Genomic DNA, 15,818 nt, shown 5'->3' with positions numbered 1-15,818 from the left:
CGGATCCCCGGGCAGTTCAGTTCAGGTCAGTAGAGTTTTTCGGTGTTGCCGTCCACGGCGAGAGCCTGGCCGTTGACGTTGCGGGCCATGTCGCTGGCCACGAAGACGGCCATGTTCGCGATGTCCTCGGCCTCGATCAGGCGGCCCAGCGAGGACTGGTTGTGATACAGCGCGGACACCTCGTCCGCCGGCAGCGCCAGCATCCGGGCCTTGGCGGCGATGACGGAGTCGATGCGGGGGCCGTTGACGGCGCCGGGGCAGATGGCGTTGACGCGGATGCCGTCCGGGCCGAGTTCGATCGCGAGGGTCTTGGTCAGCCCGACGACGGCCCATTTCGACGCCGAATAGGCGCTGCGGCCCGCCATGCCCAGCCGACCGGCGGCCGAGGACAGGTTCACGATGGAGGCGCTGCTGCCCGCGCGCAGCAGGGGCAGGGCGTGCTTGATGCAGAAGAACTGGCCATGGATGTTGACGTCGAAGGTTGCCTTCCACGCCCCGGCGTCGAGGGATTCCAGGGGCCCGGTGGGCCCGGCGATGCCGGCGTTGTTGACGAGGACGTCGAGGCCGCCCATTTCGTCCCGGACGGTGTCCATGAGTTCGCGGACCTGGCCCTCGTCCGAGACGTCGCTGACCGCGGCGAGGAGCCCGTTGACGCGGGCCTTGTCGACGGCGTCGGGGTCAATGTCGGTGACGAAGACGGTGGCGCCGAGTTCCCGGAACTTGTTGGCGATGGCCAGGCCGATGCCGTTGGCTCCGGCGGTGACGAGAACGCGCTTGGCGGTGAAATCCATGAGTAGTCCTTGCAGTGAGATGGCGTGCTGACCCGTTCCGAACGCGCGGCGGGGCACATCCGGAACGGGCGGTGGGAGCAGCGGGTCAGTGGGCGGCCGGGACAAGCGCGGGCTTCTCCGCGCCGCGCTTGAGCAGCAGGGACAGCAGCGCGCCGATGACGCACATGCCCACGATGAACCACAGGCCGGAGAGCTTGGAGCCGGTGGCGTCCTGCATGAAGCCCATGACGTAGGGGCCCAGGAAGCCGCCGCAGAGGCCGATGGTGTTGACGAAGGCGATGCCGCCGGCGAGGGCGGCGCCGCTGAGGCGGGTGGCCGGGTAGGTGAAGAGGATCGGCTGCAGGGCGAAGAAATTGAAGGCGGCGAGGCAGAAGCCGATCATGCCCAGCAGCGGCCCGCCGACGGCGCCGAGGGCGAAGCCGGCGACGATGCCGGTCATGGTGCCGGTGACCAGCATCCGGGAACGGCGGCCGTCGGTGGCGAAGCGGGGGACCAGCAGGGCGCCGGCGGCGGAGAAGATCCAGGGGATGGCCGTCAGCAGGCCGATCTGGAGCGGGCTGAGCTTGCCGTAGGTGCCGATGATGGAGGGCAGGAAGTAGGACAGGGCGTAGACGGCGATCTGGTGGGTGAAGTAGACGCCGACGACGAGGAGAATCTGCTTGTCCTTCAGGACGTCCCGGAGCCGGTGGTTGCCGGAGGCCGCGGCGCCGGCGGTCTCCTCGGCGGCGATGCGGGCCTCGAGATCGGCGGCTTCCTCGGCGGTGAGGAACGTCGCCATGCTGGGGCGGTCCGGGAGCTTCTTCCAGACGACGTAGGCGAGGACGCAGGCCGGGAGCCCTTCGACGAGGAACATCCACTGCCAGCCGTGCAGGCCGCCGAGTCCGTCAAGGGTCAGCAGCAGCCCGCCCAGCGGGGCCCCCACAATGTTGGCGATGGAGACGCCGAGCAGGAACATTCCGTTGGCCTTGGCGCGGTCCTTGACCACGAACCACTGCGTCAGGAAGTACATGACGCCCGGGAAGAGTCCGGCCTCGGCCACGCCGAGCAGCATCCGCATGATGTAGAAGGACCATTCGCCTTGGACGAAGGCCATGCCGGCGGAGATGATGCCCCACGTGATCATGATCCGCATGATCCAGAACCGGGCGCCGACCTTGTGCATGATCAGGTTGGACGGGATTTCGGACAGGGCGTAGGTCAGGAAGAACAGCCCGGCGCCGATGCCGTACGCGGTGGCCGAGATGCCGAGATCGATCTCCAGCCGGTCCTTGGCCATACCGATGTTGGTGCGGTCCAGGAAGGCCATGATGTAGGCGCCGATCAGCAGCGGCATGACGCGGCGTAAGATCACGCCGTTGATTTCCTGCGGTGTGCGCATCTTCTTTGTTGCGGATACAACTGACATGGGGCGGGGTCCTTGGCTCGTTGGCGGGATAGGTGGTCAGGTCGGGCATGCGGAAAAGGGCAAAACGGGAGGTAGGCGGGCGCGGCGGGGCGCGCGGCGCATGGCTCGTCAGGGTCTCGGGGATGTGTACGGCCGGCCGCGGACGGGCCGGCGTGCGTGGGGCGCCTGGCCTCAGCTGTCCGGGGGCGTGCAGCCGCACGTCCGCCCGACATGCAGGCGGTGCCGGCACACTTTCGAGGTGTAGGTGGCGGACGGGGAATCGATGCGTTTGAGCAGCATGGCGAACGCCTCGTTGGCCATTTCCTGCTGCGGTTGGACAATGCTGGTCAGGTTGATCAGCCCGGAGCGGCTGTGCGGCAGCCCGTCACAGCCGGCGACGGCGACGTCGTCCGGGATGCGCAGGCCGCGCGACAAGGCGTATTCCATGACGCCGATGGCAAGCTCGTCGCTGCCGCACACGACGGCCTGCGGCGGCGTTCCGGCGGAGAAGAGCCGCTCCGCCGCCAGCCGGCCGCCCTCGTTGTTGACCCTGGTGCTGATCTTCCGGTCGCCGCTGATCGTGATGCCCGCAGCGGCGGCGGTGCGGGCAAACGCCTGCTCGCGGGCCAGGGAGGCCGTTGAGAACCGGGGTCCGATCACGGTGGCGATTTCGGTGAAGCCGTGGCTGAGCATGTGCTGCATCAGCGTGGTGGCTGCGGCGTCGTCGTCGATCCCGACGAAATCCGAATCGAGGAAGTCTGCCCGGCGGGACAGGCACACGTAGGGGATCCGGGCCGCCCTCAGGGTGCGGAGCGCGGTGGCGTCGTCCCGGAGTGAGGCGGCCAGGATGATGCCATCGACGTTGCGGTGCGCGAGCGTCGAGGTGACCTGGGCGAGCACCTCCGGATCGTCCTGGGTGGTGGCGACGAACACCTCGTAGCCGGACTCCGCCGCGGCCGTAATGACCCCCTGCGCCCAGCGTGGAAACATCGGATTGATGATGTTCGGCAGGATCAGCCCGATGACCCGGGTCCGCTGCGGGTCGGTTGACTGCGACGGCTTACGGGGCCTGAAGCCGAGCTCGTTCGCCACGTGGATGATGTGGCGCCGGGTCTCCGGCGAAACGCCGCCCTTGCCGTTGAGGACGTAGGAGACCGCAGCCGAGGAGACCCCTGCGGCCCGGGCCACGGCGGCGGCCGAAACCGGCGGGACGGGGCCGTCCACGGTGGCGCTTGTGGCGTGTTCGTGCATGACCGGCCCTCCTTCGCGTCGGTTCGTTTTGCTGTGACCCCAGTTACAGTAAGGAGCCCGCCGATCGTTAAGCAACGTTAAGTCATTCACGCGGGCCGCGCAGGCTGATGTCCGCCGGACATGCTCATTGCTGGCGCCCGGGGCCGCGGGACATGCCCAGCCTTGGGTATGGGCCTGGGGCATGCTCATTGCTGGCCTCGAACCGAAGGGGCATGCTCATTGTTCGAGTCCGGGCCGGGGGACATGTCCAGCCTTGGACCTGGGCGATGGACATGGTGGCATTATGTCCACTCCTTGGGCGCAGGGGAGGGCATGTCCCGCGGCGGAGGTGCGTGACGGAGGGCGCAGGGGAGGGCATGTCCCGCGTCCCGCAGGGGGTCACCCGAGGGCGCGGGCGGTCGGCCTCTAGACAGGCGTTTCGCTGTCGGCAAACATGGAGCCAGCCTCCCCCAAAGTAAAGTTGAGCGATGTAGACTCAACTTTGACATCAAGACCATTCCGGAAGGAGCCCTCGTTGGACGCCAAATTCACCACCAAGAGCCAGGAGGCCCTCGCTGCGGCGGCCATGAACGCCTCGACCGCGGGCAATCCGCAGCTCGAGCCCGCTCACCTGCTCAAGGCGCTCATGGACCAGCGCGAGGGTGTCGCCGTCGCGCTCCTCCGCGCCACCGGGACGGACCCGGATTCCGTCAGCGTCCAGGCCAGCAGCGCCATCAAGGCCCTTCCGTCCACTTCCGGCAGCTCCGTGCAGCAGCCGCAGTTGTCCCGCACCGCCCTGCAGGCCATCAAGAACGCCCAGAACGAGGCCGAGCGGCTTGGCGATTCCTTCGTCTCCACCGAGCACCTGCTGCTGGGGCTCGCGTCCGGAAGTGATGCCGTCGGCAAGCTGATGCGCGACTCCGGCGCCTCCCACGAGGCGCTGCTCGCCGCCCTGCCGGGTGTCCGCGGCGACCGCAAGGTGGACAACGCCGACCCCGAAAACACCTTCCAGGCGCTGGAGAAGTACGGCACCGACCTCACGGCGGTCGCCCGCTCGGGCAAGCTGGACCCGGTGATTGGCCGCGACGCCGAGATCCGCCGCATCATCCAGGTGCTGAGCCGCCGGACCAAGAACAACCCCGTCATCATCGGCGAACCCGGCGTCGGCAAGACCGCCGTCGTCGAAGGACTTGCCCAGCGGATCGTGGCGGGCGACGTCCCCGAAAGCCTGCGCGGCAAGACCCTGATCGCCCTGGACCTCGCCTCTATGGTGGCCGGGGCAAAGTACCGCGGTGAATTCGAAGAACGGCTCAAGGCAGTCCTCGAGGAAATCAAGGGCTCCGAGGGGCAGATCGTCACGTTCATCGACGAGCTCCACACCGTCGTCGGGGCGGGCGCCACCGGCGACAGTTCCATGGATGCCGGCAACATGCTCAAGCCCATGCTGGCCCGCGGCGAGCTGCGGCTGATCGGTGCTACCACGCTGGATGAGTACCGCGAGAACATCGAAAAGGACCCGGCCCTGGAACGCCGGTTTCAACAGGTCTACGTCGGCGAACCGAGCGTCGAGGACACCATCGGCATTCTGCGCGGCCTCAAGGAACGCTACGAGGCCCACCACAAGGTCTCCATCTCCGACTCCGCCCTCGTGGCCGCCGCCACCCTCTCCAACCGGTACATCTCGGGCCGGCAGCTGCCGGACAAGGCGATCGACCTTGTGGACGAGGCCGCGTCGAGGTTGCGGATGGAGATCGACTCCGCGCCGGAGGAGATCGACCAGCTGCGCCGCCAGGTGGACCGGCTGACCATGGAGGAACTGGCCCTGGCCGGCGAGACCGATCCCGCCTCCGTGGAACGGCTCGCGGCCCTGCGCGCGGACAAGGCGGACAAAAATGAAGAGCTCGCGGCCCTGAACGCCCGCTGGGAGGCGGAGAAAGCGAGCCTGAACCGGGCCGGTGACCTCCGTGCCAAGCTCGACGAGCTGCGGTCCAAGGAAGAAAAGGCCGAACGCGAGGGGGACTTCGAGACGGCGTCCAGGATCCTCTACGGCGAGATCCCGGCCCTGGAACGGGAGCTGAACGCTGCCGCCGCGGCCGAGGCGGCCGTGCCGGACAAATCGGGGCAGATGGTGGCCGACCAGGTCACCGCAGACGACATCGCCGAGGTGATTTCGGCCTGGACCGGCATTCCGGCGGGGCGCATGCTGCAGGGCGAAAGTCAGAAGCTGCTGAACATGGAACACGTTCTGGGGGAGCGGCTGATCGGCCAGACCAAGGCCGTCGCCGCGGTCTCCGACGCCGTGCGCCGCGCCCGCGCCGGGATCAGCGACCCCAACCGGCCCACCGGCTCCTTCCTGTTCCTCGGCCCCACCGGCGTCGGCAAGACCGAGCTCGCGAAGTCCCTTGCCGACTTCCTGTTCGACGACGAGCGGGCGATGGTGCGGATCGACATGTCCGAATACTCGGAGAAGCATTCCGTGGCCCGCCTTGTCGGGGCGCCTCCCGGGTACGTCGGCTATGAGGAGGGCGGCCAGCTGACCGAGGCCGTCCGCCGGCGCCCGTACTCGGTGCTGCTGCTCGATGAAGTGGAAAAGGCCCATCCGGAGGTCTTCGACATCCTCCTGCAGGTGCTCGACGACGGCCGCCTCACCGACGGTCAGGGCCGCACCGTGGACTTCCGCAACGTGATCCTGGTGCTCACCTCGAACCTGGGCAGCCAGTTCCTGGTGGACCCCAACCTTGATGCCGCAGCCAAGAAGGATGCCGTCATGGCGACCGTGCATGCCTCCTTCAAGCCGGAGTTCCTGAACCGGCTCGATGAGGTGGTGCTGTTCGACCCGCTGAGCGTGGAGGAGCTGTCCCGGATCGTGGAGCTGCAGGTCAAGGAGCTGGGCGAGCGGCTCAAGGGCCGCCGGCTCAATCTCGAGGTGACCGAGGGCGCCCGCGCCTGGCTCGCCGTCACGGGCTTCGATCCCGCGTACGGCGCACGTCCGCTGCGCCGGCTGGTGCAACGCGAGATCGGCGACCGGCTGGCACGGGCCATCCTGGCCGGCGAGATCTCCGACGGTGACACGGTTGTGGTGGACACCGCGCCGGACCTGATGGAACTCACCATGGGAGGGGCCGAGGCCACGGCCCGGCCCGACGGCGGCGCGGCCACCGGCAGCGGGCTCTCAGTCAGGCGCAAGGAGTAGCCGCCGGACCGGGTGCGCTCAGTGCCACTGGCAGCCCGGGTCCCGTCCCGGCTGCCGGTGGCACTGAGCACCCTGCCGGTGGGCCAAAGCCGTGCGCCTTGCCAGTGCACTTAGCCGGGGCAGGGCTAGGGCAGCAGGGACTCTTTGATGACGTTTCCGGTGTTCGTCACGGCGTAGCAGTCGACCCGTCGGTCGCCCATGTCCCAGCTGCGCGGGCTCGGATAGGCCAGCTTGTAGCTCAGGTCGTAGTCGCCGGCCTTAGGCGTGAGCGGAGCCGTCTTGCAGGCATCGCGTGCTTTCTGCTTGAGCTGGTCCCGGCCGGGGTACGAGTCATTTGAGCCGTATTTTTCCACCGCAACCAGCTGCGCCGAGTGGCCGGTGGCGCAATCCACGACCGTGGACTGTTGCGCATCCGGGTCGAAGTCCTGGAAGCAGTCCCGCAACTGGAAGTCCAGGGGGCTGACGCCTTCCAGCGGCAACGCTCCGCGGCTGGCCGGGGCGGACGCCGCCGAAGCTGCGGGGGCCGGGCTGTCGTTTTCCGCGGAGGCCTGGCCGCTGCCGGCAAATGCGGTCACAGCCCACCAGACCAGCATCGCAAGCACCACGAGGACGGCCGCGGCCGCGGCGAGCCGCTTTGGCCCCTGCCGGCGGATCCGGCGGACCAAGGGGCGTGCCCGCCGTGAGAGAGCTTTCTTCGTGCGTGAGAGCGCTTTCTGGATGCCGGCGAACGTGGGCCCGGTAAGCGCCGGGCGCGCGGGTTTAGCCGCTGTGGGTCCCGCCGAGGGATTCGTGCGCCGCGCAGGATCGGCTGTAATGACGGGCAGGGAGGACGTCGGCGGCCTTGAGGGCGGCGGCGGGATGGACCCGGCGTCGTTCCTTGGATTCTCTTCAGTCACTGAGAAATTCACCACTTCCGTGCGTCTTTGCCGGGGCTGGAGGCCCGGCGCAGCGGCCCTTTTCTGGGCGCACATCACGAAACTCTATCGAAGATGCGCGGCACCGCGCATGCGCCGGTGGCTTCGGCCACCGTTGCGGGACGCGCCACACTGTCCACAAGGGGCGGGCCGGCGAGCAGTTGGCGCCGAAAGCATGTAATCTAGGTGTACGACAAATTGACCAAACATTCCGGGGCCTCACCGATCGCCAAAAGGTGACCACCTCCGGTCCAAGTACAAAAGGGGGTCACGCCATGGGGCGCGGCCGTCAAAAGGCAAAAGCTACCAAGCAGGCTCGGGACATCAAGTACTACTCCCCGAACACTGACTATTCGGCCCTTCAGCGCGAGCTCACGGGCCCGGGAAGTCGTGCCACGAGCCACTTCGCGGATGACCCGGTCGAACCGGATTATTCAGCGTATGTGGATAAGTACGCGGACGATGTGGAAGACGACGACGACGAGGTAGATTCCCGTCGCATAGGTTAGTCGACGCTTCCTTCCGGCAGTTCTCTCCGGGGGATCCTTCCGGCACCTCGGTGCCAGCCAAAGATTTTCGGGCCGCCGGCCGCACCTGTAACAGGTGTGGCCGGCGGCCTTTCTTGTGCCCGCAGCGTTCCCTTCCCGCAGCCGGCCGTCTGGCCTTGCTTCGCCGCGGAGATGCCGGCGCAGTTGTCACCGGCGGGGCGCCGGGCTACGTTGTTCGTGCCGGATTTTCCCGGACGTGCCACCGATGCCCGGAAGGACTGCCATGACCATGCGCCAAGGATTCGCCGAGGGCGAGCTCTGCTGGACGGACCTCCAGACCCGTGACGTGGAGGCGGCGAAGGCCTTTTACGCAGGGGTTTTCGGCTGGCGGTATGAAGACCTGCCCACCCCAGACGGACGCAGTTACGCGAAAGCCTTCCTTGGCGACGATCTGGTTACCGTGCTCGCGCCGCAGAACCCCCAGCAGGAAGCCTCGGCCGAACCGGGCCGGTGGAACGTGTACTTTGCGGTCGACGACGCCCGGGACCTGGCCGCCGAACTGGCCCATTCCCCCGGGCACCTTGAATTCGGCCCCGAGGAGATCGGTGACACCGGCGTGATGGTCTTCTTCGCCCCGCCCGGCGGCGGAACCACCGGTGCCTGGCAGGCCGGCAGCCACGTCGGAGCAGGCCGGAGCCAGGAGGCGGGCACCCTGGCATGGGCTGAGCTGCTCACCCCCGAGCCGCAGGCCGCCGTCGGCTTCTTCCAACAGCTCTTCGGGCATGACGTGACCGAATACCCCCAGGACGACGGCGGCACCTACACCACGCTCATGGTGGGCGGCACCGAGGTGGCCGGCATCGCCCGGGTTCCCGGCGACGCACAGGACACCCTCGAGCCCGGATGGCAGGTCTACTTCGGTGTCTCCGACGTCGCGGCGGCGGTGCAGGCTGCGGTGGCCGCGGGCGGCGTCGTGCTGATCGAACCGGACGAGGTCGAGGAAGCGGGCACCATCGCCACCCTCAAGGATCCGCAGGGCGGCGTCTTCAGCCTCCTGGAGGTCTAGGGCCCCGGCTTAAACCCATCGAGTGCTCCCCAACTGCCGTTTTAAGCGTTCAAAACGGCAGTTTGGGCCCACGCCGGCAGGGTTCCCTGGCCGAGCTTGCGAGGCGAGGGAGCCGGTGGGGAGGAGCACTCGATGGGGTTAGGAACTTTTAGGCGTAGGCGTTGACCAGCCGGACGGCACCGCCGTCGACGCCCTTGGCGCCCTGGACGTAGTCCGGGCCGGTCTTGAGGACCGCATCCGAGTTCTGCTCGACGGTGCCCATGATCCAGGACGGCAGGCCGCGGTCGTTGAGCCGGTTCACGGCGGCGTCGGCAGCCTCCGGCGAAACAATGGCGACCATGCCCACGCCCAGGTTCAGGGTGCGCTCGAGGTCGGCCAGCGGGACGTTGCCGAGTTCGGAAACCAGCTTGAAGATGGCCGGGAGTTCCCAGGTGGAGCGGTCCACGGTGGCCAGCAGGCCCTGCGGGAGGACGCGGGCGAGGTTGGCGGCGAGGCCGCCGCCGGTGACGTGGCTGAAGCCGTGGACGGCCTTGCCGCCCGCTGAGCCGTTCACGGGGAAGGTGCGGGCGAGGTCCAGGCAGTCCGCGGCGTAGACGCGGGTGGGCTCGAGGAGCTCCTCGCCCAGGGTGCGGCCAAGCTCGGAGACCTGGCGGTCCAGGGCCCAGCCGGCGTGGTTGATGACGCGGCGGACCAGGGAGTAGCCGTTGGAGTGCAGGCCGGAGGAGGCCATGCCGATCACTACGTCGCCGGCGCGGACCCGGTCCGGGCCGAGCAGCGCCTCGGCCTCGACCACGCCGGTGGCGGCGCCGGCGACGTCGTACTCGTGTTCACCGAGCAGGCCGGGGTGTTCGGCGGTTTCGCCGCCCACCAGGGCGGTGCCGGCGACCGAGCAGGCGGCCGCGATGCCGCGGACGATGTCGGCGATGCGCTCCGGGACCACCTTGCCGCAGGCGATGTAGTCGGTCATGTACAGCGGCTCGGCGCCCACGACGACGATGTCGTCCACCACCATGCCGACGAGGTCGTAGCCGATGGTGTCGTGGATGTCCATGGCCTGGGCGATTGCCACCTTGGTGCCGACGCCGTCGGTGGAGGTGGCCAGCAGCGGGCGCTTGTAGGTCAGCAGCCGGGACACATCGTAGAGGCCGGCGAACCCGCCGACGCCGCCGATCACCGAGGCGTTGTGGGTTGCCTTGACGGCGTCCTTCATGAGTTCGACGGCGCGGTCTCCCGCTTCGACGTCGACGCCGGCGGAGGCGTAGGTGATGCCGGCGTTCTGGGCGGCGTTCATGTCAGCGGCCGGGGAGGCGGAAGTCATACTGGCTCTTTCTTGTCGGCTGTGGTGACGCGGTCGGCATCGGTGAGCAGTTCTTCGAATTCGGAGTCCGGCCCCGGATCGCAGCCGGTGGCGCCAGCCTTTTCGGCCGGATCGTCGGCGATGGAGGTGCCGGGTTCGGCGTCGGGCGCCGCCGCGGCATCAGACCCGCCGGAGGGCGCGCCCGAGGGCGCCGCGGACGCGGCCGCGCCGGCGGCGGGCGCGAGGCCGCCGAGGTCGGTGCGCTCGAGCAGGTTCTTGCCGAGCTTGTCCGCGCCGGGCAGCTCGATCGGGTACTTGCCGGTGAAGCATGCCGTGCAGAGACGCTCGCGCGGCTGCCGGGTGGCGTCGATCATGCCGTCTTCGGAAATGTAGGCGAGCGAGTCGGCGCCGATGGCCTGGGTGATTTCGTCGATGGTGGCGCCGTTGGCGATCAGTTCCGCCCGGGAGGCGAAGTCGATGCCGTAGAAGCAGGGCCACTTGACCGGCGGGGAGGAAATCTTGATGTGGACGCTCGCGGCGCCCGCTTCCCGGAGCATCCGCACGATGGCGCGCTGGGTGTTGCCGCGGACGATCGAGTCATCCACCACCACAACACGCTTGCCGCGGATCACGGATTCGAGGGCGTTCAGCTTGAGCCGGATGCCGAGCTGGCGCAGTGTCTGCGAGGGCTGGATGAACGTGCGGCCCACGTAGGAGTTCTTGACGAAGCCGTGCGCGAACGGGATGCCGGATTCTTCGGCGTAGCCCACCGCCGCGGGGGTGCCGGATTCCGGCACCGGGATGACGATGTCCGCTTCTTGGGTGTTTTCGCGGGCCAGTTGGCGGCCCATTTCGACGCGGGATTCGTACACCGAGCGGCCCGCAATGGAGGCGTCCGGGCGGGCGAGGTAGACGTATTCGAACACACAGCCGGCCGGCGTCGCCTCGGCGAAGCGCTGCGAACGGACGCCGTCCTCGTCGATCGCGATGAACTCGCCGGGTTCGATTTCGCGGATGAAACTGGCGCCGACGGTGGCGAGGGCGGACTGCTCGGAGGCAACCACCCAGCCGCGTTCGAGCCGGCCCAGGCACAGCGGGCGGATCCCGTAGGTGTCCCGGGCCGCGTAGAGGGTGCCCTCATCCATGAAGACGAAGCAGAAGCCGCCCTTGATCTTGGGCAGCAGCTCCATGGCCGTCTGCTCCAGGGACTTGCCCTCTTCGCCCTCCAGGAGCGCGGTCACCAGGGCGGTGTCCGAGGTGTTGCCCTGCTTCATCTCGCCGCTGAGGTTTCCGCCGTTGCGGTCCTCGATCATCGCCTTGAGCTCGGCCGTGTTGGTCAGGTTGCCGTTGTGGGCCAGGGCCACGGTGCCCGTGGCGGTCGCGCCCAGGGTGGGCTGGGCGTTGGCCCAGTGGCTGGCGCCGGTAGTGGAATAGCGGCAGTGGCCGACGGCCAGGTGCCCGGTCAGGGTGTTCAGCGTGGTCTCGTCGAAGACCTGGGAAACGAGCCCCATGTCCTTGTAGACGTTGATCCGCTTGCCGTCGCTGGTTGCTATGCCAGCCGACTCCTGACCGCGGTGCTGCAATGCATACAGCCCGTAGTAGGTGAGTTTTGCTACTTCTTCACCGGGTGCCCAGACCCCGAAGACGCCGCATGCGTCCTGAGGGCCTTTTTCGCCTGGGAGAAGATCATGAGAAAGTTTTCCATCGCCGCGTGCCACTGGTCGATTATCTCACGATGTGCGCTAAGACTTTTCCGGTGGCCGGTTTATGACCTGACGCCCTCAGGCGCGGTTCCCGTCGTCGTCCGCGTCGTCGTCCGCGTCCGGTGCGGATTCGACGACGGCGTGCTCGGCGCGGCGGACGCTCCGCCGGTCCAGGACCAGGGCGGTCGCGGCACCCAGGATGACGCCGCCGGCCGCGCAGAGAATCATGAAGAAGCCGAAGACCGAGGAGCGGTCGAAGCTCGCGTCACCGGGAAGGGCGTAGGCGATGATGGCCGCGACGGCCACGCCCAGGAGCCCGCCCAGGATCAGGAAGGGCACATATTTCGGCGCCCGCCGGACGGTGACCTCGCGGCGCTCCGGAACGCCGCCCTGGGCACTGCCCTGAACCCCGCCCTGAACGTTGCCCTGTGCCGGTTCCCGCTGGGGGTCGTTGCCTGCTGTGCCGGGGGTTTCGTGGGGAGACATGCCGTTAAGCCTACTGCCCTTCGACTCATTGCCGGGGACCGCTTCCCGGAGCAGACTAGGGCTAGGTACAGACCAGCTAAGGAACCGCCAATGTTAGCCTCAGCCGACCGTATTCGTGAGGAGCAGCGCTTGCTCTGGGATGAGTTCTCGTCGGGCTGGAAGAAATGGGACGCTGAACTGCTCGGCTGGCAGGCCCCGTTCGGGGACGCCCTCCTCAAGGAGCTCCGGCTCCGCCCCGACTCAGAGGTGCTGGACGTCGCGGCAGGCACAGGGGAGCCTGGCCTCAACGTGGCCGCGCAGGTGCCGGATGGCCGGGTGGTCCTGACTGACATTTCGGCCGGGATGCTCCGCGTGGCCGAAGAGAAGGCAGCGGCCCGGCGCCTGAACAACCTGGACTTTCAAGTGTGCGATTCGGCCGCCCTGCCGTTCCGCGACAACACGTTCGACGCCGTCTATAGCCACTTCGGGTTGATGTTCTTCCCGGTGATGTCCGCGGCCATGGCAGAGATGGCGCGCACCGCCAGGCCGGGCGCCCGGGTGGGCGCCGTCGTCTGGGGACGCGCGGCGGCAAACCCCTGGGCCAGCCTGATCCTGGGCACGATTGCCCGGCACCGGGAACTGCCCATCCCGCCCGCGGGGACTCCCGGGCTGTTCCGCTGCGCACCAACCGGGTTCATGACCCGCATGTTCAAGGAGGCCGGGCTGGCGGAGGTGGCCGAGCACCAGGTCAGCACCGACCTGGTGCACGAATCCCCGGAGGGCTATTGGGAGTTCATGACGGACATCGCGACCACCGTGGCGATGGGGCTGGCCAAGGCGGACGCGGACTCGCGGGCCCTGATCCGCTCGGATGTGTTCGCCCTGCTGGGCCGCTACGAGCACGACGGCGCGATCCGGCTCCGGTCCACCGCCACCGTGGTGGCGGGAACCAAAGTGTAGCCCGGCGGGCAACGCCAGGCCCGGACTCTTTTCGCGGCGTTTTCGGACCGCGGCGCCGTATTCGGACCGGCGCGGCGGGGATCCGGGCCGCGCGGGCCCGATGTCGTGGCGGTTTCCCGGGAGCGCGGCGGAATCAGCACCGACAGGCCGGGAGCGGCTGCCGGGGAACGCCGGCGGCCGCCAGGAATGCGGAAAATGATCCGGGATTGGCCAGCTCCGACCATGTCCAACGGATCACGCGCCGGCCAGTGGCCCGAATCCTGTCCTCCCGGCGTTTCTCGGCGGTGAGGGCCTCGTAGACGCCCTGCCTGATGCGCCGGGGCTGCCCGGACTTCGCCTGCCGTGCAAGGCCCCGCGTGTCCTGGCCGAGGCGCGCGAGGTCGCTGCTGAGAATCAGTGGGGGTAGGCCCATGCCCCATGGTGGCCCGCGCTGCCGGGGCCGGACAACCACCGGCGGGGCGGATGTGGAGAACTATTCCGCGGCGGTTTCGGACCGCCGCGGCGGTCCGAAACCGGTCCGAAACCGCCGCGAAAACGCCGCGGGACGCTGCGGAGGGAGTGCGCCGTTAGACGCCCAGTGCTTCCTTCAGCGACGCCACGTGGCCTTGGGCCTTGACCTGGTACTGTGCCAGCTTCACCTTGCCCTCAGGGTCCAGCACCACGGTGGAGCGGACGATGCCCTCCGTGACCTCGCCATGGATCAGCTTCTCGCCCCACGCGCCGTAGGCGAGGGCCACCGCGTGGTCCTCGTCGGCCAGGAGCGGGAAGGTCAGGGCGAAGTCGCCGGTGAAATGGGCAAGGGCCTCGGGGGCGTCGGGGGAGATGCCCAGGACCTCGTAGCCGGAGCCCTGCAGGGACGCGAGATTGTCGCGGAAGTCGCAGGCCTCCGTGGTGCAGCCGGGGGTTGCCGCCTGCGGGTAGAAGTACACAATGACGTTCTTGCCGCGGTAGTCGGCCAAGGCAACCTTGTTGCCTTCGGCGTCCGGCAGGGTGAAATCCGGGGCCGGGGTGCCGGGCTGAAGCTTGACGGTCATGTTTGCGCTCATGATGTTCCTTCGGGGGAGTGGTCAACTGTCTGTGATGCACAACATCGTGTGCCGAGGCTGTATTCCGCCGACTGGGCGGGCAGCACCGGTCCGGGGCGGTCTGGGGGACCCGCCGGCCTGACAGCTTTTTCATAGCTCGGGCACAGCTGCCGTGGCTAGCTTGGAGCCATTATGGAACAGCGAACTCCACGGCAGCGGCGACTCGGATCCCGGCGCACGGCCACGGGACGGCAGCCGACGCCTGGCCGGGTCCGGGCCATGACCCTGGCGGCCGGTGCCGCAGGGCTGGCGGTCGTGCTGGCCGCCGGCATCTATTCCTCCGCGGAAGCCCGCTCGACGGCGGCGAATCTCACTGCGGCAAATCTCACGACGGCGTCGGCCGCCCCGTCTGCCGCGACGACGGCGGAGGCCAGCGCGTCGCCGTCGGCCAGTCTCGATGCGGCGGCCCCGGCATCCGCCCCGGCGCCCCGAACGGTGGACGAGGCACTGGACGCGCGCATCAAGGCCATTCTCGATGCCAACAGCCAGTACCAGATCGGCGTGGCGCTGGTCGACGTCTCCCGGGACCCCGGCGCCGCGGACGTCCACGAATACGGGGTCCGGGAGGAGTTCGTGGCCGCGAGCACCGCCAAAGTGCTCGCCGCGGCGGCCTACTACCACCTGGTCGAAACCGGGGCGGCCAGCCTCGATGACCCGTTGGGGAACTACACCGCCGGCTTCCAGCTCCGGGAGATGATCCAGCAGAGCGACAACGACTCATGGTCCCTGATCATGGATGCCGTGGGCCACGAGCAGCTGACGCAGTACGCGGCATCGCTGGGCGTGAGCTATGACCCGGAAATCAACACGCTGACCCCGGCGGAAATGGCGACGATCCTGGCGGGGGTCTACTCCGGGACGCTCCTGACGGCCGGGGACACCGCCCAGCTGTTGTCCTATATGCAGGACACCAACTACGAAACGCTCATTCCCGCCGCCGTTCCGGAAGGGATCACGGTCTTCCACAAGTACGGGCTCCTGGACGACGAACTGCACGACGCCGCCGTCCTCGCGCAGGGCAACACCGCGTACGCGCTGGTCATCTACACCAAGGGCCAGGACTTGGGTGACATCCCGGAACGCACCGACGTGATCCATCAGCTGACGCAGGCCGTGGCGGGCGCCCTCTTCTAGCGCGGCGTTCCCGGAAGACTGCGGCGGAACCGGACCGCCGCACCGCGGATCCGCGGCGCCTTCGTCCCGAAGCGGGGCAGAAAACCGAAGGCGGCGCGGACCAGACGC

Annotated in this window: 13 protein-coding genes; 5 read left to right on the top strand and 8 right to left on the bottom strand. The window is 68.4% G+C overall.

Annotation, left to right across the window (positions count from 1 at the left end; genetic code table 11):
• Positions 1-26: 26 nt before the first annotated feature.
• The 3 genes from C560_RS0110135 to C560_RS0110125 all read right to left on the bottom strand — a co-directional run bounded on the left by C560_RS0110135 (position 27) and on the right by C560_RS0110125 (position 3,426).
• Positions 27-791 (bottom strand): SDR family oxidoreductase, encoded by a 765-nt coding sequence (locus C560_RS0110135; RefSeq protein WP_026538128.1) that lies wholly within the window; start codon positions 789-791, stop codon positions 27-29.
• An 85-nt stretch (positions 792-876) separates the two neighbouring features.
• Complete coding sequence (locus tag C560_RS0110130) at positions 877-2,196, bottom strand: MFS transporter (protein WP_026538127.1); 1,320 nt, start codon at positions 2,194-2,196, stop codon at positions 877-879.
• 171 nt (positions 2,197-2,367) lie between these two features.
• The gene (locus C560_RS0110125; protein WP_051533090.1) at positions 2,368-3,426 is read right to left on the bottom strand and encodes a LacI family DNA-binding transcriptional regulator; all 1,059 of its coding nucleotides are present in this window, start codon (positions 3,424-3,426) and stop codon (positions 2,368-2,370) included.
• A gap of 514 nt (positions 3,427-3,940) precedes the next feature.
• On the opposite strand from C560_RS0110125, the gene clpB reads away from it, so the two are divergent.
• Positions 3,941-6,598: an ATP-dependent chaperone ClpB gene (clpB, locus tag C560_RS0110120; protein WP_026538125.1), complete on the top strand. Its 2,658-nt coding sequence runs from the start codon at positions 3,941-3,943 to the stop codon at positions 6,596-6,598.
• A 125-nt stretch (positions 6,599-6,723) separates the two neighbouring features.
• On the opposite strand, the gene C560_RS23000 is transcribed toward clpB, so the two are convergent.
• Positions 6,724-7,494, bottom strand: a complete 771-nt coding sequence (locus C560_RS23000) for a septum formation family protein (RefSeq protein ID WP_155855767.1) — start codon at positions 7,492-7,494, stop codon at positions 6,724-6,726.
• A gap of 293 nt (positions 7,495-7,787) precedes the next feature.
• Here C560_RS23000 and C560_RS0110110 point away from each other — a divergent pair, with 293 nt between their 5' ends.
• Together C560_RS0110110 and C560_RS0110105 are read left to right on the top strand one after the other, a co-directional pair.
• Complete coding sequence (locus C560_RS0110110; protein ID WP_018774150.1) at positions 7,788-8,021, top strand: DUF3073 domain-containing protein; 234 nt, start codon at positions 7,788-7,790, stop codon at positions 8,019-8,021.
• A gap of 262 nt (positions 8,022-8,283) precedes the next feature.
• A complete protein-coding gene (locus C560_RS0110105; protein WP_026538123.1) occupies positions 8,284-9,066 on the top strand; it encodes a VOC family protein in 783 nt (260 codons plus the stop codon).
• 148 nt (positions 9,067-9,214) lie between these two features.
• On the opposite strand, the gene purM is transcribed toward C560_RS0110105, so the two are convergent.
• The 3 genes from purM to C560_RS0110090 all read right to left on the bottom strand — a co-directional run bounded on the left by purM (position 9,215) and on the right by C560_RS0110090 (position 12,552).
• Positions 9,215-10,384 carry a phosphoribosylformylglycinamidine cyclo-ligase gene (purM, locus tag C560_RS0110100; protein WP_026538122.1) on the bottom strand — a complete coding sequence of 390 codons (1,170 nt, stop codon included), beginning with the start codon at positions 10,382-10,384 and terminating at the stop codon, positions 9,215-9,217.
• Positions 10,381-12,081, bottom strand: a complete 1,701-nt coding sequence (gene purF / locus C560_RS0110095) for an amidophosphoribosyltransferase (RefSeq protein WP_026538121.1) — start codon at positions 12,079-12,081, stop codon at positions 10,381-10,383. Before purF ends, purM begins: the two co-directional genes overlap by 4 nt.
• Positions 12,082-12,144: 63 nt before the next feature.
• Positions 12,145-12,552, bottom strand: a complete 408-nt coding sequence (locus C560_RS0110090) for a hypothetical protein (protein ID WP_026538120.1) — start codon at positions 12,550-12,552, stop codon at positions 12,145-12,147.
• A 90-nt stretch (positions 12,553-12,642) separates the two neighbouring features.
• On the opposite strand from C560_RS0110090, the gene C560_RS0110085 reads away from it, so the two are divergent.
• On the top strand, positions 12,643-13,491 hold the full coding sequence (locus C560_RS0110085) for a class I SAM-dependent methyltransferase (protein WP_026538119.1): 849 nt from the start codon (positions 12,643-12,645) through the stop codon (positions 13,489-13,491).
• Between the two features lie 566 nt (positions 13,492-14,057).
• On the opposite strand, the gene bcp is transcribed toward C560_RS0110085, so the two are convergent.
• Positions 14,058-14,537, bottom strand: a complete 480-nt coding sequence (gene bcp, locus C560_RS0110075; protein WP_026538117.1) for a thioredoxin-dependent thiol peroxidase — start codon at positions 14,535-14,537, stop codon at positions 14,058-14,060.
• A 171-nt stretch (positions 14,538-14,708) separates the two neighbouring features.
• Between bcp and C560_RS0110070 the strand changes: the two genes are divergently transcribed.
• Positions 14,709-15,710, top strand: coding sequence for a serine hydrolase (locus C560_RS0110070; protein ID WP_231494309.1), 1,002 nt, complete (start codon positions 14,709-14,711; stop codon positions 15,708-15,710).
• Positions 15,711-15,818: the final 108 nt, after the last annotated feature.

The sequence above is a fragment of the Arthrobacter sp. 9MFCol3.1 genome (assembly GCF_000620385.1).
GTDB lineage: Bacteria > Actinomycetota > Actinomycetes > Actinomycetales > Micrococcaceae > Arthrobacter.
This window is presented reverse-complemented; position numbering and strand designations above follow the sequence as displayed.

What these genes read in the sequence shown, in the direction of transcription:
- C560_RS0110070 (WP_231494309.1), top strand. Translation starts at nt 14,709, where the DNA reads ATGGAACAGCGAACTCCACGGCAGCGGCGACTCGGATCCCGGCGCACG.
- C560_RS0110135 (WP_026538128.1), bottom strand. Translation starts at nt 791, where the DNA reads ATGGATTTCACCGCCAAGCGCGTTCTCGTCACCGCCGGAGCCAACGGC.
- purM (WP_026538122.1), bottom strand. Translation starts at nt 10,384, where the DNA reads ATGACTTCCGCCTCCCCGGCCGCTGACATGAACGCCGCCCAGAACGCC.
- bcp (WP_026538117.1), bottom strand. Translation starts at nt 14,537, where the DNA reads ATGAGCGCAAACATGACCGTCAAGCTTCAGCCCGGCACCCCGGCCCCG.
- C560_RS0110105 (WP_026538123.1), top strand. Translation starts at nt 8,284, where the DNA reads ATGACCATGCGCCAAGGATTCGCCGAGGGCGAGCTCTGCTGGACGGAC.
- C560_RS0110110 (WP_018774150.1), top strand. Translation starts at nt 7,788, where the DNA reads ATGGGGCGCGGCCGTCAAAAGGCAAAAGCTACCAAGCAGGCTCGGGAC.
- C560_RS0110085 (WP_026538119.1), top strand. Translation starts at nt 12,643, where the DNA reads ATGTTAGCCTCAGCCGACCGTATTCGTGAGGAGCAGCGCTTGCTCTGG.
- C560_RS0110125 (WP_051533090.1), bottom strand. Translation starts at nt 3,426, where the DNA reads ATGCACGAACACGCCACAAGCGCCACCGTGGACGGCCCCGTCCCGCCG.
- C560_RS0110130 (WP_026538127.1), bottom strand. Translation starts at nt 2,196, where the DNA reads ATGTCAGTTGTATCCGCAACAAAGAAGATGCGCACACCGCAGGAAATC.
- C560_RS0110090 (WP_026538120.1), bottom strand. Translation starts at nt 12,552, where the DNA reads ATGTCTCCCCACGAAACCCCCGGCACAGCAGGCAACGACCCCCAGCGG.